We start from the raw sequence: 17,818 nt of genomic DNA, 5'->3' as shown, positions 1-17,818 counted from the left end.
GTCAGAGTAAAACGATTGTGACTAGCCGCAGCAACCAGGAAAGATTAAACTAGCGGCACTGTTTTATCGGTATTAACGGGATGCCAGAATAACGTTCGGCATAGTGCGAACGCTTGAGCAACCTTAGACCAAAAAACCATTTCCTTCAACAACTTACTAGTAAACGAGAAGTTGGCTTTCGTGAATATAAACGTCGCAGATTTGTTAAACGGGAATTACATCCTGTTATTGTTTGTTGTACTCGCACTGGGTCTTTGCCTGGGGAAACTTCGCCTCGGGTCAGTACAACTTGGTAATTCCATTGGCGTTTTAGTGGTTTCTTTATTATTAGGTCAGCAGCACTTCGCCATTAACACAGATGCGCTAAATCTTGGCTTTATGCTGTTTATTTTCTGCGTCGGCGTCGAAGCGGGCCCCAACTTTTTTTCGATTTTTTTCCGCGACGGCAAAAACTATCTGATGCTGGCGCTGGTGATGGTGGCCAGCGCGATGTTAATCGCTATGGGGCTGGGCAAATTGTTTGGCTGGGACATCGGCCTGACCGCCGGGATGCTGGCGGGCGCTATGACCTCCACCCCGGTGCTGGTGGGCGCTGGCGATACCCTACGCCACTTTGGCCTGCCCAGCGATCAGCTGGCGCAGTCGCTTGACCACCTGAGCCTCGGTTACGCCCTGACCTACCTGGTTGGCCTGGTGAGCCTGATCGTCGGCGCGCGCTATATGCCGAAGCTGCAGCATCAGGATCTGCAGACCAGCGCCCAGCAGATCGCCCGCGAGCGCGGTCTGGATACCGACTCCAAGCGTAAAGTCTATCTGCCGGTTATCCGCGCCTACCGCGTCGGCCCGGAATTGGTCGCGTGGGCGGACGGCAAAAATCTTCGTGAGCTGGGGATTTACCGCCAGACCGGCTGCTATATCGAGCGTATTCGTCGTAACGGTATCCTGGCGAACCCGGATGGCGACGCGGTACTGCAGATGGGCGACGATATCGCGCTGGTTGGCTACCCGGACGCCCATGCCCGCCTCGACCCAAGCTTCCGTAACGGTAAAGAGGTGTTTGACCGCGACCTGCTCGATATGCGTATCGTCACCGAAGAGATTGTGGTTAAGAATCATAACGCCGTCGGCCGCCGCCTGGCGCAGCTGAAGCTGACCGATCACGGCTGTTTCTTAAACCGGGTGATCCGCAGCCAGATTGAGATGCCAATCGACGATAACGTGGTGCTCAATAAAGGCGACGTGCTGCAGGTGAGCGGCGACGCCCGCCGCGTAAAAACCGTCGCTGACCGCATCGGCTTTATTTCGATTCATAGCCAGGTGACCGATCTGCTGGCTTTCTGCGCCTTCTTTATCGTCGGCCTGATGATCGGCATGATCACCTTCCAGTTCAGCTCGTTCAGCTTCGGCATCGGTAACGCCGCCGGCCTGCTGTTCGCCGGCATTATGCTTGGCTTCCTGCGTGCCAACCATCCGACCTTCGGCTATATCCCGCAGGGCGCATTGAACATGGTCAAGGAGTTCGGCCTGATGGTGTTTATGGCCGGGGTCGGCCTGAGCGCCGGCGCGGGTATTAATAACGGTCTGGGTGCCATTGGCGGGCAAATGCTGGCCGCCGGTCTTATCGTCAGCCTGGTGCCGGTGGTGATCTGCTTCCTGTTCGGCGCCTATGTGCTACGCATGAACCGCGCGATGCTGTTCGGCGCGATGATGGGCGCGCGCACCTGCGCCCCGGCGATGGAAATTATCAGCGATACCGCGCGCAGCAACATTCCCGCACTCGGCTATGCTGGCACTTACGCTATTGCCAACGTGCTGCTCACCCTTGCCGGTACGCTAATCGTCATCATCTGGCCGGGCCTTGGCTAGTCCCGGCCGAAAATTTTTAACTTTTTCGCAAAAAAATCGGTGATGAACAGAACTTTTTCCCAGGACGTCAGTCATAACTAGTGCCACTGCTTTTCTTTGATGTCCCCATTTTGTGGAGCCCATCAACCCCGCCGTTTAGGTTCAAGGTTGATGGGTTTTTTGTTGCCTGAAATTCAGCTTCCTTAGAATCAACCTCTTAGCAGACAACTCGTTTCTGCATGCAATGCCCCTCCCGTGAAAACCGCCCCCGTCTTAACAGCAGTCTCTGGTCTTGCTTTCTCCTCGCAGAAAAGCGCTTCCTCAACGTCCGATAGTTACTGCTATTGAATTGACGTACTTAACCTGCTATGTAAAACGTAGTGTTGATACTTTACTTCTACTGATAAGGAATTCAGATGTTAACGCAAAGTCTTATTAATATATTCAGCAAAGAAATGATAGGGACAGTTATCACCGCCCTGCCCATCATAAAAGCCATCTTAAATTACTTAAACAAACCTTTAGATGACATCGATGATATATATAAAAAAGCCAAATTAAGCACATGGCGAATTCGATTTTTCATGATCAAAATATCGACAAAAGAGATACCCAGGCTGACTCGCGCAAATGTGATATTGTTTTCCATCGTCTTATTATTTCTTTTTGGCAGCTTAGCAACCAGTTCATATTATGGCGTAAAGCTATTACAAGTACGTCCGGGCTGGACATCTTTAATTCTTAAAGAAACGGATGAATGGTTTTTAATCTCGGAAAAAGAAGCATCAGAACACGCATTCCATCCCTCATGGCATCTCACAGAAAAAAGCTGTCTCTCTGGCGAGGCCAAGCAACTGGCAAATGACAAAATAATAACACCACAACTAGGGAGATTTATTTGTGAATCCTTCACCAATACAGATGACAAAGAGAACATAATGAAATCCATTAAAGATACCACTCACAATAAACCTGTCATCACCTTTCTCATCTCGATCATTACCGTTGGCTGCATATGGTTCATAACCAGCTTAATATTGACGTTAATATATACTCTCAGACTTAAAAAATTCATTATCCGGGAGCATGAAAAAGCCTATGACTATCTAACATAGCACTCCAGACTTTAGCTTAGGGGGTGAGAACTCTGTTACATTTGTCATTTGCACGACGTATATTATCAGTTCCGGTAATATTGTTACTGGAACTGCAGAGCCTATCATCCTGTGATAATTATTGATATTATTGTCCGCAACGATTAAGAGGTGTTTCGGTTGAAGGTAAAAACATGATTGATGTACAGCAGGAACAAACACTTCAGAAGCACGGTTTTACCAGCAAAGAGATCAATATGCTGCGAAAAGGACTTGAGAGTCCACAACGTAAAGACCAAAGCCTGCAGGTCTTGTTGGTGGAGCTAAGGCGTCGTTTTTACATGTCCTGTATTATTATCATTGCCCTGCTTATCTTTTGTAGCTACGCGGTGCTGACTAATGATACCGGTAATGGGCTGGCTTACTTTGCTGTGACTGCAGTTTGCTGCGCCTTTGCACTAATAGCTACACCTTATCCGCTCTCATGGAAAGCGATAATATTCTTAAGAAAGAAACTCTACCCAAATTAATTTAACAAGCAATTTTTTCATCAGTACGATACGTTCTCCCTATGTTGTATAACTGATATGTCCTCAACATGCCACTTAAATATCCCCTCTTAAATAATCGGCGATAAAGCTTATCAAGCACACCAGCGTAAAACAGATGGCGAAACCACCCAGCTTGAATAACCAGCCATCCAGAGCAATAAAACAAACCACAGCGGCGATAGAGAAGCTGCCCGTTCCGACAGCTTCAAACATATTGATTGCATGAATGCAGATCTTTTTACAAACATAGCTTGAAGAGAATCTTTTAGGTTTCATTGGCTCTTTCTTATCCCTGCATCAGGTAACCCAAGGCTAATCAAAAGCGCGTCTATTGGCCAGTAATAATTAAATCATTTCCTTATTAAATCAACAAGTTAAACAAACACCTAATAAAGAAAATCAATCCCTAAACGTAACTCCCCCCTACTTGCACAGTCTATTTTTTCACCCATACTTTGCTGATCCACTCCCACATAAGGCGCTCTTCATGTTGCTTAAAGATAAGACCGTGGTGATTTTCGGCGGCAGCGGCGCGATTGGCCGCGCGGCGGCGCTCGCCATGGCGAAAGAAAGCGCGCGGATCTTTCTGGCCGCCCGGCAGGCGGATAAGCTGGAAAAGGCGGCGGCTGAGATTCGCGCCGCAGGCGGGAGCGTCGAGACCCTGCAACTGGATGTGCTGGATGGCGGGCAAACCACCGCGCAGGTGGCCAACCTGGCCGGGCGAACCGGCGGGATTGACATCGTAGTTAATGCCACCGGCTTTCCCCACAATCAGGGGAAAACGCTGGCACAATTATCCCTTGCCGAGTATCACCAGGGTTTTGTCCCCTTTCTTGATGCCCAATTTACTATTGCCCAGGCTGTGGCGCCGTGGATGGGTGGCGAACGCGAGGGCGTCATTATTACCACTATCCCTCCTTCCGCGACGATGGCCATCCCTGGACACCTCGGCCATATCGTCGGCTGCGCCGCAATGGAAGCCTTTATCAAAGCATTGGCCAGCGAACTCGGCGCCAAAAAAATCCGCGTGCTCGGCGTACGGTCACACGCGATAGCGGATGCGGCGCTGGCGGGTTCTTATACTGCCGAGGTGTTTGCGCCTAAAGCACAGGCGCTGGGCTTGAGCGTCGAACAGTGGCTGGGTGGTGCGGCGCACGGCACGATGCTGCAGCGGTTACCAACGCTCGCGCAGATAGCCGGGGTCATCACCTTTCTTGCCTCACCGTCGGCGGCGGCGATGACCGCCACGGTGGTTAACGTCACCGCCGGAGCGACGCTTAGCTAGCGCTATACTCCCCCGCCAGCCGCCCGACCATTAAGCGAATCGCCGCTTTCGACAGCGGCGCGCTATCGGTCACGAAGTGCAGCGTCATCCCCTCGATAAACGCATCCAGCCCGCGCGCCGTCGCCGGTTCAAACCACTGCTCCAGCGTCTGCTGGCTGCGCAGCATCCAGCTCTGCATGACCGTTTTCAGCGCTGGTCGGCTGCTGCAAAACGCGTATAGCTGGTACATTAACTCCATATTGCGCGCGGTGGTCACCTGGGCGCTGAAGATAAGTTCGGCGATAGCGTCGCAGGCCTGTTGGCGGCTGCCGACGCCGTTGAAGAATTGCTGATACTGCGCCGACATTTCGACGGTGAAGTTACGAAACGCTTCCTCAATCAGCGCCTCAATACCGCTAAAATAATAGGTCAGCGAGCCCAGCGGTACCCCGGCGCAGCTGGCGATTTTACGGTGCGTCACCGCGTGAATACCGTGCGCGGCGATGGTATCCAGCGTCGCCTGCAGGATGCGCTCGCGCCGCTGCGGATCGTTCGGTCTGCGGGTCATCGGTGTGTTTTTCCCCTCTGTGCGCTACGCAGGTCAAGCGATAGCGGAATGTGTACAAATGTACACAACCTTGCTACTGTTGTCTGCAACTCTTCTTTCTCGGGCGTTTATGGATGACGGCGCAAACTTCTCGCAAAGCCCTCCAGCTTCGGCTGTGGGCGCTATTTATGTTCTTTTTTATCCCCGGCTTATTGATGGCCTCCTGGGCCACCCGTACGCCCGCGATTCGCGATTTACTAACCCTTTCCACTGCTGAAATGGGAATGGTGCTATTTGGCCTGTCGATTGGTTCGATGAGCGGTATTCTCTGTTCAGCATGGCTGGTGAAGCGCTTCGGTACCCGTAAAGTCATCCGCACAACTATGTTGTGCGCCGTGGCGGGCATGCTGGTGTTAAGCCTGGCGCTGTGGCTCGCCTCTGCGCCGCTGTTCGCCTTAGGGCTGGCTATCTTTGGCGCCAGCTTCGGCTCGGCGGAAGTGGCGATTAACGTCGAAGGCGCCGCCGTTGAACGGGAAATGAATAAAACCGTGCTGCCGATGATGCACGGTTTTTACAGCTTCGGCACCCTCGTGGGCGCCGGCATCGGTATGGCGGTGACCGGTTTTGGCCTGCCCGCCGCGCCGCATATTCTGATCGCCGCGCTGGTGGCGATTGCCCCCATCGTTATCGCCATTCGCGCCATCCCCGACGGCACGGGCAAAAACGCCGCCGAATCCGCCCATAGCGAGGCCAAAGGCCTACCGGTCTGGCGCGACGTGCAGCTGTTGCTGATCGGCGTGATCGTGCTGGCAATGGCCTTTGCCGAAGGTTCCGCCAACGACTGGCTGCCGCTGCTGATGGTCGACGGCCACGGCTTTAGCCCCACTTCCGGTTCGCTGATTTACGCCGGTTTCACCCTCGGCATGACCCTCGGCCGCTTCACCGGCGGCTGGTTTATCGACCGCTACAGTCGCGTCACCGTCGTACGCGCCAGCGCGGTAATGGGCGCGCTGGGTATCGGGCTGATTATTTTTGTCGACATCACCTGGGTTGCCGGGGTATCTGTACTGCTGTGGGGACTCGGCGCGTCGCTCGGTTTCCCGCTTACCATTTCCGCCGCCAGCGATACCGGCCCGGATGCGCCGAAACGCGTGAGCGTCGTGGCGATTACCGGCTATCTGGCTTTCCTCGTCGGGCCGCCGCTGCTGGGCTTCCTTGGCGAACATTTTGGCCTGCGTAGCGCCATGATGGTAGTACTGGGTCTGGTGATGGTGGCAGCGCTGGTAGCCCGCGCGGTAGCCAAACCGCAGCCTGAACCTGTGATGGAGAATAGCTAATGAGCATCAAACTGATTGCGGTAGACATGGACGGCACCTTTTTAAGCGATGCCAAGACCTATAATCGCCCACGTTTTCTGGCGCAGTATCAGCGCATGCGCGAACAGGGCATTCGCTTCGTGGTCGCCAGCGGCAACCAGTATTACCAGCTGATATCGTTCTTCCCCGAGCTGGTCGATGAAATCGCCTTCGTCGCCGAAAACGGCGGTTGGGTGGTGAGCGGTAAAGAGGATATCTTTAACTGCCAGCTGCCGACGACGCATTTCAACGCCGTCGTCGACCACCTGCAAACGCTGCCGCATATCGAAATTATCGCCTGCGGCAAACGCAGCGCCTATACGCTCAATAGCTATAACGACGAGCTAAAAGCGGTGGCGGCGAAGTACTATCACCGTCTCGAACTGGTGGATGATTTTAACCATCTCGATGACGCGATCCTCAAATTCGGTCTGAACGTGCCGGATCATCTGATCCCGGAAATTCAGCCGAAGCTACACGCGGCGCTGGGCGATATGGTTACCGCCGTCGCCACCGGCTACGGCAGTATCGATTTAATCATCCCTGGCGTGCATAAAGCCAACGGCCTGCGCATTTTGCAGGAGCGCTGGGGCATTGATAACCATGAGGTGGTGGCCTTCGGCGATAGCGGCAATGATATTGAAATGCTGCAGCATGCCGGTTTTGGTTTCGCCATGGCGAATGCCAAAGCGGAGGTCAAAGCCGTCGCCAGTCATCATGCCCCGCATAATAACGAAGAAGGCGTATTGCATATTATTGATAAGGTATTGAATCGCGAAGCGCCGTTCGCCTGATGAGAACCCGGATGCCTTTGGGCATCCGGGTTTACTACGTATCACGCCTGCTGCGAACTGCCGACGCTTTTATCTTTCAGGAAGTAAATAATCAGCCCCAGCCATAGCACCCCGCCCAGCAAGTTAAACAGGCTGAACAGGCCGTTACCGCCAAGCTCATACGCATGCTTGCTAAGCTCAATGCCCACGGTAAAGATCAGCATCTGCAGCATACCCATCGCCGCCGAAACCGTCCCTTTACTCATTTCGCTGGCGAACAACGTTAAGCGCACCAGCCCGGCGTTAGCCAGGCCAATCCCGAAAGCGTAGAAGCTTAAACCAGCGGTCATCCACAGATAAGCATGGGACGAGACCACCGTGGCCGCCGCCGACAGGAGCAGGCCAAACATAATCGGCCAGCCGCCCATAATAATCAGCGAACGTACCGAGCGGCGCGAGGTCAGACGCGCCAGCACCAGGTTGCCGGCGATCAGCGCGCCGAAAATCGGCACCTGCAGCATGCCGTACTCATAGCTGGTGGCCTGCTCGCCGCTGATGATAATCACCGGCGATTGCGCAATCCACGCCAGCAGCGGCAGGCTAACAAAACCGGTCGCCAGCGCGCCGGCGACAAAGCGCAGGTTTTTCAACACCAGACGATAGTCGCGGCCCAGCTCTTTTACCGACAGTCTTTCCCCCATCCGCGTCGCCGTTTCCGGCATCGCCCGCTGCAGCCCCACAAAGGAGATGGCCGCCAGCACGGCAAACAGCACGAACATCATCTCCCACGGCAGCATATGCACCCAGGCAGCGCCGACCAGCGGCCCGAGCAGCGGCGCAATCAGAGCGACGTTAGCCATCAGGGCGGTAATTTTGATACACACCGCCTCCTCAAACGACTCCTGGATAGCCGCATAGCCCACCGCGCCGATAAAGCACAGGCTGATGCCCTGCAGGAAACGCAGCAGGGTAAATTGCTCAATGGTTTGCGCCAGCAGCGTCGCCAGACAGGTGACGATAAACCACACCACCCCGGTCAGCATCACCGGACGGCGGCCAATACGATCCGACAGCGGCCCCAACAGCCACTGCAAAAACATCCCCCCCGCCAGATAGGCGGTCATAGAGGTGGGGACCCACTCATTGCCGACCTGAAACTCCTGCACCACCGCGAGCATACCCGGTTGGATCATATCGTTGCCGATATAGGTGGAGAATTCATATAACACAAGGCACAGCGGGAACAGCAACGCCTGACGACCGAGGCGCTTACCTGATAACGAATAATTCTGCATGCAATCTCTTAATTAAAAAAAAATCGCGCAAAGTTTAATGAAAGTCGACCCGAGGAGATAGTGAATTGTGAGTGACAATGAAAAATATCGCCAGCCCGCGGTCCGGCATGAAACGAATATTTATATTTCGTTTATGTTTCAATGAGATTACAGCCGATATACTTGCTATGGCGAAATACCGGCAAGGGCATCTCACGGGTATATTTCGTAACAAACTGATAATTAAGACAATGCTGCTTTACCTTATCGTTACCTTTCAATATGGTGAGCGGCTTATTGCCATCGTAAGCAGAGACTGGAAGCATGCTGGAAAATATCAACTACGCGCTGTTTGCCCTGATTAACGCCACCCCGGCCTCCTCGTGGTGGGCGATTGAGGTCGCCACGTTTATTGCCAAAGACTTAATTATCATTGTGCCGCTGCTGGTGGTGGCGCTGTGGCTGTGGGGGCCAAACCAACGTCAGCTGGTATTTAAGGTCATGCTGGCCCTGGCCCTGAGCCTGTCTATTTCGTGGGTTATCGGTCATCTGTTTCCACACGACCGGCCGTTTGTTGACGGCGTCGGCTATAACTTCCTGCATCATGCGGCGGATGACTCGTTCCCAAGCGATCACGGCACCGTCATCTTTACCTTCGCGCTGGCGTTTTTATTCTGGCACCGGGTGTGGTCCGGCGCGCTGCTGCTGGTCATCGCCTCGGCGATTGCATGGTCGCGCGTCTATCTGGGAGTACACTGGCCGCTGGATATGTTGGGCGGGCTGCTGGCCGGCATGTGCGGCTGCCTTGGGGCGCAACTGCTGTGGCAGAGCGGCGGTCATGGTCTCTACCAATGGCTGCAGCGCCTGTATCGTCTCTGCTTCTCGCTGCCGATTCGTAAAGGCTGGGTACGCGGCTAACGTCTGACAGGTGACGAACCCCTCGCCGCCGGGTAAAATCAAGCTGACGCCCTGCCCTTGCAGGGCGATTTTAGCTCAGAGGGTATATGGAAACTCGTCGTGACGAACGCATTAACCAGCTCATTCAGGCACTCAAGCGCAGCGATAAACTTCACCTGAAAGAAGCAGCTTCGCTGCTTGGCGTATCAGAAATGACCATTCGTCGCGATTTAAACGGCCACAGCGGCCCGGTGGTGCTGTTGGGCGGTTACATCGTGCTGGAACCGCGTAGCGCCACGCACTATCTGCTGAGCGATCAGAAAACCCGTCTGGTGGATGAAAAACGCCGTGCCGCGCGCCATGCCGCCGGGCTGCTTGAAGCGCATCAGATGGCCTTTTTTGACTGCGGCACCACGACGCCATGGATCATCGACGCCATCGATAACGAGCTGCCGTTTACCGGCGTGTGCTACTCGTTAAATACCTTTCTCGCCCTGCAAGAAAAACCGCTGTGTCGCGCTATTCTGTGCGGCGGCGAATTCCACGCCAGCAACGCCATCTTTCTGCCGCTCAGCCTGCAGGATACCTTGAGCCATCTCAGCCCGGATATCGCCTACTACTCCGCCGCCGGTATCGACTGCGAGCAAGGCGCGACCTGTTATAACCTGGAAGAGCTGCCGGTGAAACACTGGGCCATGAACAACGCTCGCTACCATGTGCTGGTTGTCGATCACAGTAAGTTCGGCAAAGTGCGGCCGGCGCGGATGGGGGAGTTATCGCGTTTTGACGTCATCGCCAGCGACGTTCGCCCGGATGACGATCTGCTGGCGCTGGCAAAAGAAAAGCAAATATCACTGCTGTACTAACCGCGCCCCGTAGGGCGCGGCCTGTCGCTTAAGAGAACCAGCTGCCGAACCAGCCGTGCAGTTTCATCAGCACGAAGTCGACCATGCGGCTGAAGAAGCCGCCCTCTTTCACGTCTTCCATGACGATCAGCGGTCGCTGTTCGATAGTTTTGTCATTGAGTTTAAAGTCGATGGTGCCCACCACCTGCCCTTTCGCCAACGGCGCGGTGAGCTGCGGCTCAGTCAGGTTGTAGCTGGCTTTCAGGTTTTTCAACTGCCCGCGTGGAATGGTCACCGATCCGGCTTCGCCGGCGCCCAGTTTGACTTCATTACTGTCGCCGAACCACACGCGCTGGGAAATAAAGGTGGCATCCGGTTTGATTGGCGTGACGGTTTCATAGAAACGGAAGCCCCAGGTCAGCAGTTTTTCGGACTCGTTAAAACGAATACGGTCGGTTTTAGTGCCCAGCACTACCGCGATAAGGCGCATATCGCCCTGGGTGGCGGAAGAGACCAGGTTGTAGCCCGCGCCGGCGGTGGTGCCGGTTTTCACGCCATCGGCATTGAGGTTGGTGCTCCACAGCAGACGGTTACGGTTTGGCTGACGGATTTTATTGAAGGTGAACTCTTTCTCTTTGTGTACCGCATACTCTTCCGGCACATCATGGATCATCGCTTTAGTCAGCAGCGCCATATCGCGCGCGGTACTGAACTGCCCCGGCGCGTCCAGGCCGTGGACGGTTTTAAAGGTGGTGTTGGTCAGGCCGATTTTCTGCGCGTAGCCGTTCATCAGATTGACAAACGAATCCTGGCTGCCGGCGACATAGTCGGCGATGGCGATGCTGGCATCGTTGCCGGACTGAATTATCACGCCCTTATTGAGGTCTTCAACCGATACCTGCATGCCTGGCTTCAGGAACATCACCGAGGAGCCGCGCAGCGCCGGGTTACCGGTGGCCCACGCATCGCGGCCGACGGTGACCGTATCGGTCAGTTTGATTTTGCCTGCTTTCAGCGCCTGGCCTACCACGTAGCTGGTCATGATTTTGGTCAGGCTGGCCGGGTCGAGTTTCTCGTCGGCATTGCCTTCACTCAGCACTTTGCCGCTGGCATAGTCCATCAGGATCCAGGCTCGCGCATCAATCGATGGCGCATCAGGAAGTTGATCCGCCGCCTGCACTGCAGGGGCCACGAGAAGTAAAAGCGCGCAGCCTGCCGCGAGGCCGCGAAGGGAAAAAGCATCATGCGTCATAAGAGCCACCCAAGTATCCTTTCCAAACAAAATATGCCGCAACACTCTTGCCGCACAGCACAAGGCGGTGAGTAAAGCGTACAAATGACCTTAAAGAAACAGCGAGTTGGTAAAGTTTTTAAAGTTTACGCAATAACGACGCTGCCTGCTGAAAACAAGGCAATTTTTTTGATCGTGATTGCCTTAATATTAACTTTATTCCAACATGATTGCTCACCATGTTGCAACGGCGATTAAATAACATGCAGGAGCGGATATGATTACGTTATGGGGCAGAAATAACTCGACCAACGTGAAGAAAGTACGCTGGGTGCTGGCTGAGCTGGATCTTCCTTATCAGCAGATTCTGGCGGGGCTGGAGTATGGCCTCAATCACGACCCGGAGTATCTGGCGATGAACCCGAACGGCCTGGTGCCGCTACTCAAAGACGATGCCAATGGGCTGGTGCTGTGGGAATCCAACGCCATTATTCGCTATCTTGCCGCGCAGTACGGGCAAAACCGTCTGTGGGTGGAGTCGCCTGTGCAGCGCGCGCAGGGTGAAAAATGGATGGACTGGGCCAACGCTACGCTGTCCCCGGCGCACCGTCCGGTATTAATGGGGCTGGTCAGAACGCCGCCGGACCAGCGCGATCCGGCGGCCATTGAGGCGGGTATTCACGCCTGTGAAGGGCTGTTCGCCATGCTCGACGATGAACTGGCGAAGCATGCCTGGCTTTCTGGCGATGAGTTCGGCCTTGGCGATGTGGCGGTGGCGCCGTTCGTTTATAACCTGCTTTCCATCCTCGACAGCTGGCAGCCGCGGCCTCATCTGCAGCGCTGGTATCAGCAAATCCAGCAGCGTCAGGCCTTCCGCGACGTCGTCATGATCCCGGTCACCTGAGGTGATTACTCCGGGCTGACCTTGAGCAGTTCACCGTCGGGCTCGTCGGTTAACAGATAAAGATAACCGTCGGGCCCAACGCGCACATCACGAATGCGTTTGCCGCGATCTTTTAATAGCCGCGTCTCCTCGCTGAGGGTATTGCCGTCCACCGAGAGCACAATCAAGGACTCATCCTTCAGCGCGCCGATAAACAACTTATGTCGCCACTGCGGGAAAGTTGACGCGTTGTAAAATGCCATCCCGCTCAACGCCGGGGAGACCGGCCAGACATGCAACGGTGCCTCGGTATTCGGCGCGCTCTTTCCTTTAGCTTCCGGGATAGGTTGACCGCTATAGTTAATGCCGTGCGTCGCCAGCGGCCAGCCGTAGTTTTTCCCGGCGAGGGGAATATTGATCTCATCGCCGCCGCGCGGGCCATGTTCGTTCAGCCACAGCGTATCGCTCCACGGATTCATCGCCATCCCCTGCGGGTTGCGAATACCATAAGCCCAAATTTCCGGTCTGATGCCGGTACGGCCGACGAAAGGATTATCTTTGGGGATTTCCCCCTGTTCGGTCAGGCGTACCACTTTTCCCTGCAGCTTATCGAGATCCTGGGCCGTCGGGCGCTGATTATTTTCGCCTAAACCGATAAACAGATGACCTTTGCCATCGAAGACCATCCGCCCGCCGAAATGATTGCCAGTGGAGAGCTTCGGCTGCTGGCGGAAAACGGTTTTAAAATCTTCCAGGTTTTGCAGGTCGGCGCTGAGGCGGCCATACCCCACCGCCGTCCCCGCTTTGCCGTCATCGCCAGCTTCGGCATAGCTCAGCCATACCCGGCGCGACTGAGCAAAATCCGGCGCCAGAACCACATCCAGCAGGCCGCCCTGGCCGTTGGCCCACACCTTCGGCACGCCGCGAATGGGCGCCGATAATCCTTGATCGAGCTGCCAGCGTTTAAGTTCGCCGCCGCGCAGGGTAATCAGCACGCCTTCATTGTCCGGCAGGAATGCCAGTGACCAGGGGTGGTCGAGGTTATCCTGCAGCACCTCAACGCGCGGCGCGGCCATCGCCGCCATGGGCAGCAGCACAGTCATAAGTGTTATTTTGAGATATCGGCGCATGGCGCACTCCTTTCGTCAGCATTGCTGATAAGGGTAGCCAGCGTGGGCGGTCAGGCAGGGATTTTTACATAAACTTTAACAGGGGGAGTCGCCTCCCCCTGGATTCAGGCGTGGGTCATTGGCGCTGAGTTATTCAGAATGTGAATATTCATCGTCAATCCCGACAGACAGCGTTCTAGCTTCTCTACGTTAACGGCAATATAAGCCGGGCAATCATGATGCCCGCTCATCAGGCAAACCGCCGCCGAAGCGACGGATTCGCCGGCAAGGCGGAAGGCTTCCATCTCTTCCGGCGCGATGGCGTGCTGCAAACGCGGCGCGTGTACGCGCAGTTCATGGCATAGCTCAAACAAGTTATCACGCAGATGGTCATTTTCGCTGACTGACATATAGCCTTTCGCTTTACGAAGCTGGAGATAAGCCGCCAAATCGATATTGGCATTAATCAGCTTATTCAAAAGGTTAGTGTAACGTCTGTCAACGCTCATCACGGTCCTCCTCTGTCGTCCATTACCATAATCATAGTATGGTCATTTTTTGCACGGAATCATGAGCGAGGTCAATAATCGCACAGCAATTAACATTATTTACAATGTTACAACCTGGGCGGCCAACAACGCGGCTTAAACGCCTCCGCTGCGCTAACGCTTTTTCATCATTCATCGCCGCCTGGCTATACTCTTTTTCGCAAAGATCTGTAGAATTCCTGCCCTGACCATTCCAATAAATGAACATTTTTTAAGCTATGAGCAATGTCACGCACCAGCCGAAAATCGGCTTCGTCTCCCTGGGCTGCCCGAAAAACCTGGTAGACTCAGAACGTATCCTCACCGAACTGCGTACCGAAGGGTATGATGTGGTTCCCAGCTACGACAACGCCGATATGGTTATCGTCAACACCTGCGGCTTTATCGATAGCGCCGTGCAGGAGTCGCTTGAAGCGATCGGCGAAGCCTTAAAAGAAAACGGCAAAGTGATCGTTACCGGCTGCCTCGGCGCGAAAGAAGATCAAATCCGCGAAGTGCATCCGAAGGTGCTGGAAATTACCGGGCCGCATAGCTACGAGCAGGTGCTGGAACACGTTCATCACTATGCGCCAAAGCCGAAGCACAACCCGTTCCTCAGCCTGGTGCCGGAACAGGGCGTCAAGCTGACGCCGCGTCACTACGCGTACTTAAAAATTTCTGAAGGCTGCAACCATCGCTGCACCTTCTGCATCATCCCGTCAATGCGCGGCGATCTGGTGAGCCGCCCGATTGGCGAAGTGCTGGCGGAAGCCAAACGCCTGGCCGACGCCGGGGTGAAAGAGCTGCTGGTGATTTCGCAGGACACCTCCGCCTATGGCGTTGACGTCAAGCACCGCACCGGTTTCCACAACGGCATGCCGGTGAAAACCAGTATGGTCAGCCTGTGCGAAGAGCTGGCGAAGCTCGGCATTTGGGTGCGTCTGCACTACGTCTACCCGTATCCGCACGTTGACGATGTGATTCCGCTGATGGCGGAAGGCAAGATTCTGCCGTATCTCGATATTCCGCTGCAGCACGCCAGCCCGCGCATTCTGAAACTGATGAAGCGCCCGGGTTCCGCAGACCGTCAGCTGGCGCGTATTAAACAGTGGCGCGAGATCTGCCCGGATCTGACCCTGCGTTCCACCTTTATCGTCGGTTTCCCGGGCGAAACGGAAGAAGATTTCCAGATGCTGCTCGATTTCCTGAAAGAAGCTCGCCTCGATCGCGTGGGCTGCTTCAAGTACAGCCCGGTTGAAGGCGCCACCGCCAACGAACTAGCGGGTCAGGTCCCGGAAGAGGTGAAAGAAGAGCGCTGGAACCGCTTTATGCAGCTGCAACAGCAGATTTCCGCCGAGCGTCTGCAGGAGAAAGTGGGCCGCGAAATTATGGTACTGGTCGATGAAGTCGATGAAGAAGGCGCGATTGGCCGCAGCATGGCCGATGCCCCGGAAATCGACGGCGCGGTCTATCTGAACGGTGAAACCAACGTTAAACCGGGCGACGTGCTGCGGGTGAAAGTCGAACACGCCGACGAATATGACCTGTGGGGTTCCCGGGTCTAATCCCGCTTCCCGGATAGCGGCTTACGCCTTATCCGGGCTACCAAACCGCTCAAACCCGTAGCCCTGCCAGGCGTAGCGCAGGCTGGGCTAACCCGGATAGCGGCTTACGCCTTATCCGGGCTACCAACCGCTCAAACCTGTAGCCCTGCCAGGCGTAGCGCAGGCTGGGCTAACCTACCAACTTTGCTACCGTCGTGCTCGTCCCCTACCCCTTTATCTTCGGATCCAGCGCATCGCGCAGGCCGTCGCCCAACAGATTAAACGCCAGCACCGTCAGGAAAATGGCGATCGCCGGGAATAACGCCACATGCGGCGCCATCACCATATCCGCGCGCGCTTCGTTCAGCATCGCCCCCCACTCCGGCGTCGGCGGCTGGGCGCCAAGGCCGAGGAACGACAGGCTGGCGGCGGAGATAATCGACACGCCGATGCGCATGGTAAAATAAACCACTATCGACGATACCGTACCGGGCAAAATATGGTTGAACAGAATGGTCGTATCGCTGGCGCCGATACTGCGCGCCGACTCAATAAACGTCTGCTGCTTCAGCACCAACGTATTGCCGCGCACCAAGCGGGCGAACGCCGGAATTGAGAATATCGCCACCGCGATAATCACGTTGGCCATCCCGCTGCCCATCACCGCCACTACCGCAATCGCCAGCAGAATGCCGGGGAAGGCAAACAGCACGTCGCAGATACGCATGGTGATGCGGTCCCACCAGCCTTCGTAGTAACCGGCCAGCAGGCCGAGCACGGTGCCAATTAGCGCGCCAATTAGTACCGCCAGAACCCCTGCGGCCAGCGAAATTTGCGCTCCGACCAGCACACGGCTGAAGATATCGCGCCCCAGCGAATCAACGCCGAACCAATGCACCATTGACGGCCCTTCATTGAGCCGGTCGTAATCAAAATAGTTTTCCGCGTCATACGGCGCTATCCACGGCGCGATAATCGCGACGATAATCAGCAGCAGCACAAATAGGGCCGCTGCCATCGCCACCGGCTGGCGACGAAAACGCTGCCAGAACTCGTGCCACGGCGTGCGGATCTGTCCGGGCTTAACGCCCGGCATGGCGTTGATAACCGCTTCCCTTCTCCAGTTGAGCAATCGCACCTTACTTGTACCTGATAGCCGGGTTAATGGCGGCATACAACACGTCCACCACTAAGTTGATAAGAATGAACTCCAGCGAAAACAGCAGCACTTCCGCCTGGATCACCGGGTAGTCGCGCATCTCCACGGAATCGACCAGCAACCGGCCAAGCCCCGGCCAGTTGAAGACCTTCTCCACCACAATGGAGCCGCCGAGCAGAAAACCGAACTGCAGACCCATCATGGTCACTACCGGGATCATCGCGTTGCGCAGGCCATGCTTCAACACCACCAGCGTTTCGCTCACCCCTTTAGCCCGCGCGGTACGCATGTAATCCTCATGCAGCACGTCGACGAACGACGCGCGGGTGAAGCGCGCCATCACCGATGCCACCGCGGCGCCAAGGGTCAACGACGGCAGAATATAGTGCCGCCAGCTGTCGGCGCCGACCGTCGGCAGCCAGCCCAGCTCGACGGAAAAAACCTGCATCAGCAGCATGCCGAGGGCGAACGCTGGGAAGGAGATACCGGTTACCGCCAGCGCCATCCCCAACCGATCCGGCCAGCGATTGCGCCACACCGCCGCGGCGATGCCCGCCGCCATGCCGAACAGCACCGCCCAGCTCATACTGGCAAGCGTTAACCATAGCGTCGGCATAAAGCGGCTGGCGATTTCGCTGGTCACCGGGCGGCGCGAAGCCATCGAGATACCGAAATCACCCTGCAATACATTGGTGATGTAGTGCCAGAACTGCACGTGCAACGGCTGATCGAGCCCCAGCTGTTGGCGAACCATCGCCACCACCTGCGCATCGGCTTCCGGCCCGGCGATCAGCCGCGCCGGATCGCCCGGCAGCATATGTACAAACAGGAACACCAGAACGGCGACGATAAACAGCGTCGGAATGAGCCCCAGCAGGCGCTTCAGAACGTAATTCAGCATCGCCCCCTCCCATTTCGGC

General features: G+C 55.5%; 18 protein-coding genes. 10 read left to right on the top strand and 8 right to left on the bottom strand.

The window, feature by feature from the left end; all coding sequences use genetic code 11:
• Window positions 1–180 precede the first annotated feature (180 nt).
• From AC2CGP_RS16480 to AC2CGP_RS16470, 3 genes are all read left to right on the top strand, one after another.
• Window positions 181–1,866, top strand: a complete 1,686-nt coding sequence (locus AC2CGP_RS16480) for an aspartate:alanine antiporter (protein ID WP_015704851.1) — start codon at window positions 181–183, stop codon at window positions 1,864–1,866.
• Window positions 1,867–2,261: 395 nt separating this feature from the next.
• Window positions 2,262–2,960 (top strand): DUF6216 family protein, encoded by a 699-nt coding sequence (locus AC2CGP_RS16475; RefSeq protein ID WP_015367536.1) that lies wholly within the window; start codon window positions 2,262–2,264, stop codon window positions 2,958–2,960.
• Window positions 2,961–3,133: 173 nt separating this feature from the next.
• Window positions 3,134–3,469, top strand: a complete 336-nt coding sequence (locus AC2CGP_RS16470; protein WP_046883520.1) for a hypothetical protein — start codon at window positions 3,134–3,136, stop codon at window positions 3,467–3,469.
• A gap of 75 nt (window positions 3,470–3,544) precedes the next feature.
• Here the strand turns inward: AC2CGP_RS16470 and AC2CGP_RS16465 are convergent, their stop codons facing one another.
• Window positions 3,545–3,766, bottom strand: coding sequence for a hypothetical protein (locus tag AC2CGP_RS16465; protein ID WP_046883521.1), 222 nt, complete (start codon window positions 3,764–3,766; stop codon window positions 3,545–3,547).
• Between the two features lie 211 nt (window positions 3,767–3,977).
• On the opposite strand from AC2CGP_RS16465, the gene AC2CGP_RS16460 reads away from it, so the two are divergent.
• Window positions 3,978–4,775 carry an SDR family NAD(P)-dependent oxidoreductase gene (locus AC2CGP_RS16460; RefSeq protein ID WP_046883522.1) on the top strand — a complete coding sequence of 266 codons (798 nt, stop codon included), beginning with the start codon at window positions 3,978–3,980 and terminating at the stop codon, window positions 4,773–4,775.
• Here the strand turns inward: AC2CGP_RS16460 and AC2CGP_RS16455 are convergent.
• On the bottom strand, window positions 4,768–5,322 hold the full coding sequence (locus tag AC2CGP_RS16455; RefSeq protein ID WP_213759824.1) for a TetR/AcrR family transcriptional regulator: 555 nt from the start codon (window positions 5,320–5,322) through the stop codon (window positions 4,768–4,770). The two genes, AC2CGP_RS16460 and AC2CGP_RS16455, sit on opposite strands and share 8 nt — an antisense overlap.
• 113 nt (window positions 5,323–5,435) lie before the next feature.
• On the opposite strand from AC2CGP_RS16455, the gene AC2CGP_RS16450 reads away from it, so the two are divergent.
• Window positions 5,436–6,638, top strand: a complete 1,203-nt coding sequence (locus AC2CGP_RS16450; protein ID WP_046883524.1) for an MFS transporter — start codon at window positions 5,436–5,438, stop codon at window positions 6,636–6,638.
• Window positions 6,638–7,450 carry a Cof-type HAD-IIB family hydrolase gene (locus AC2CGP_RS16445; protein WP_015367542.1) on the top strand — a complete coding sequence of 271 codons (813 nt, stop codon included), beginning with the start codon at window positions 6,638–6,640 and terminating at the stop codon, window positions 7,448–7,450. Before AC2CGP_RS16450 ends, AC2CGP_RS16445 begins: the two co-directional genes overlap by 1 nt.
• 41 nt (window positions 7,451–7,491) lie before the next feature.
• Here the strand turns inward: AC2CGP_RS16445 and kdeA are convergent, their stop codons facing one another.
• Entirely contained in the window at window positions 7,492–8,724 is a 1,233-nt protein-coding gene (kdeA, locus tag AC2CGP_RS16440; RefSeq protein WP_015704845.1) for a multidrug efflux MFS transporter KdeA, read from the bottom strand.
• Between the two features lie 303 nt (window positions 8,725–9,027).
• Between kdeA and ybjG the strand changes: the two genes are divergently transcribed.
• Together ybjG and deoR are read left to right on the top strand one after the other, a co-directional pair.
• A complete protein-coding gene (gene ybjG / locus AC2CGP_RS16435; RefSeq protein WP_045359985.1) occupies window positions 9,028–9,621 on the top strand; it encodes an undecaprenyl-diphosphate phosphatase in 594 nt (197 codons plus the stop codon).
• 86 nt (window positions 9,622–9,707) lie between these two features.
• Window positions 9,708–10,466 (top strand): DNA-binding transcriptional repressor DeoR, encoded by a 759-nt coding sequence (deoR, locus tag AC2CGP_RS16430; RefSeq protein ID WP_015367546.1) that lies wholly within the window; start codon window positions 9,708–9,710, stop codon window positions 10,464–10,466.
• Between the two features lie 28 nt (window positions 10,467–10,494).
• On the opposite strand, the gene dacC is transcribed toward deoR, so the two are convergent.
• Window positions 10,495–11,697: a serine-type D-Ala-D-Ala carboxypeptidase gene (dacC, locus tag AC2CGP_RS16425; protein WP_032705602.1), complete on the bottom strand. Its 1,203-nt coding sequence runs from the start codon at window positions 11,695–11,697 to the stop codon at window positions 10,495–10,497.
• 256 nt (window positions 11,698–11,953) lie between these two features.
• Here dacC and AC2CGP_RS16420 point away from each other — a divergent pair, with 256 nt between their 5' ends.
• Entirely contained in the window at window positions 11,954–12,580 is a 627-nt protein-coding gene (locus AC2CGP_RS16420; protein ID WP_015367548.1) for a glutathione S-transferase family protein, read from the top strand.
• A gap of 5 nt (window positions 12,581–12,585) precedes the next feature.
• On the opposite strand, the gene AC2CGP_RS16415 is transcribed toward AC2CGP_RS16420, so the two are convergent.
• Both AC2CGP_RS16415 and bssR read right to left on the bottom strand, forming a co-directional pair.
• Window positions 12,586–13,689 (bottom strand): PQQ-dependent sugar dehydrogenase, encoded by a 1,104-nt coding sequence (locus tag AC2CGP_RS16415; RefSeq protein WP_026612365.1) that lies wholly within the window; start codon window positions 13,687–13,689, stop codon window positions 12,586–12,588.
• A 104-nt stretch (window positions 13,690–13,793) separates the two neighbouring features.
• On the bottom strand, window positions 13,794–14,177 hold the full coding sequence (bssR, locus tag AC2CGP_RS16410) for a biofilm formation regulator BssR (protein ID WP_015367550.1): 384 nt from the start codon (window positions 14,175–14,177) through the stop codon (window positions 13,794–13,796).
• 257 nt (window positions 14,178–14,434) lie between these two features.
• On the opposite strand from bssR, the gene rimO reads away from it, so the two are divergent.
• Window positions 14,435–15,760 (top strand): 30S ribosomal protein S12 methylthiotransferase RimO, encoded by a 1,326-nt coding sequence (gene rimO, locus AC2CGP_RS16405; protein WP_046883526.1) that lies wholly within the window; start codon window positions 14,435–14,437, stop codon window positions 15,758–15,760.
• Between the two features lie 205 nt (window positions 15,761–15,965).
• Here the strand turns inward: rimO and gsiD are convergent, their stop codons facing one another.
• Both gsiD and gsiC read right to left on the bottom strand, forming a co-directional pair.
• The gene (gsiD, locus tag AC2CGP_RS16400; protein WP_213759825.1) at window positions 15,966–16,877 is read right to left on the bottom strand and encodes a glutathione ABC transporter permease GsiD; all 912 of its coding nucleotides are present in this window, start codon (window positions 16,875–16,877) and stop codon (window positions 15,966–15,968) included.
• Window position 16,878: 1 nt separating this feature from the next.
• Window positions 16,879–17,799, bottom strand: coding sequence for a glutathione ABC transporter permease GsiC (gene gsiC / locus AC2CGP_RS16395; protein WP_020079290.1), 921 nt, complete (start codon window positions 17,797–17,799; stop codon window positions 16,879–16,881).
• Window positions 17,800–17,818: the final 19 nt, after the last annotated feature.

The organism is Klebsiella sp. SYXHC3 (genome assembly GCF_057196925.1).
Note: the sequence above shows the minus strand (reverse complement) of the source record. Positions and strands in the feature narration are given on the sequence as shown.

Bases quoted from the DNA above. Each gene is read 5' to 3' on its own strand.
- rimO (WP_046883526.1), top strand. From the start codon at position 14,435: ATGAGCAATGTCACGCACCAGCCGAAAATCGGCTTCGTCTCCCTGGGC.
- AC2CGP_RS16460 (WP_046883522.1), top strand. From the start codon at position 3,978: ATGTTGCTTAAAGATAAGACCGTGGTGATTTTCGGCGGCAGCGGCGCG.
- AC2CGP_RS16475 (WP_015367536.1), top strand. From the start codon at position 2,262: ATGTTAACGCAAAGTCTTATTAATATATTCAGCAAAGAAATGATAGGG.
- kdeA (WP_015704845.1), bottom strand. From the start codon at position 8,724: ATGCAGAATTATTCGTTATCAGGTAAGCGCCTCGGTCGTCAGGCGTTG.
- AC2CGP_RS16465 (WP_046883521.1), bottom strand. From the start codon at position 3,766: ATGAAACCTAAAAGATTCTCTTCAAGCTATGTTTGTAAAAAGATCTGC.
- AC2CGP_RS16445 (WP_015367542.1), top strand. From the start codon at position 6,638: ATGAGCATCAAACTGATTGCGGTAGACATGGACGGCACCTTTTTAAGC.
- AC2CGP_RS16415 (WP_026612365.1), bottom strand. From the start codon at position 13,689: ATGCGCCGATATCTCAAAATAACACTTATGACTGTGCTGCTGCCCATG.
- AC2CGP_RS16450 (WP_046883524.1), top strand. From the start codon at position 5,436: ATGACGGCGCAAACTTCTCGCAAAGCCCTCCAGCTTCGGCTGTGGGCG.
- dacC (WP_032705602.1), bottom strand. From the start codon at position 11,697: ATGACGCATGATGCTTTTTCCCTTCGCGGCCTCGCGGCAGGCTGCGCG.
- ybjG (WP_045359985.1), top strand. From the start codon at position 9,028: ATGCTGGAAAATATCAACTACGCGCTGTTTGCCCTGATTAACGCCACC.
- bssR (WP_015367550.1), bottom strand. From the start codon at position 14,177: ATGAGCGTTGACAGACGTTACACTAACCTTTTGAATAAGCTGATTAAT.
- AC2CGP_RS16470 (WP_046883520.1), top strand. From the start codon at position 3,134: ATGATTGATGTACAGCAGGAACAAACACTTCAGAAGCACGGTTTTACC.
- AC2CGP_RS16420 (WP_015367548.1), top strand. From the start codon at position 11,954: ATGATTACGTTATGGGGCAGAAATAACTCGACCAACGTGAAGAAAGTA.
- deoR (WP_015367546.1), top strand. From the start codon at position 9,708: ATGGAAACTCGTCGTGACGAACGCATTAACCAGCTCATTCAGGCACTC.
- AC2CGP_RS16455 (WP_213759824.1), bottom strand. From the start codon at position 5,322: ATGACCCGCAGACCGAACGATCCGCAGCGGCGCGAGCGCATCCTGCAG.
- gsiC (WP_020079290.1), bottom strand. From the start codon at position 17,799: ATGCTGAATTACGTTCTGAAGCGCCTGCTGGGGCTCATTCCGACGCTG.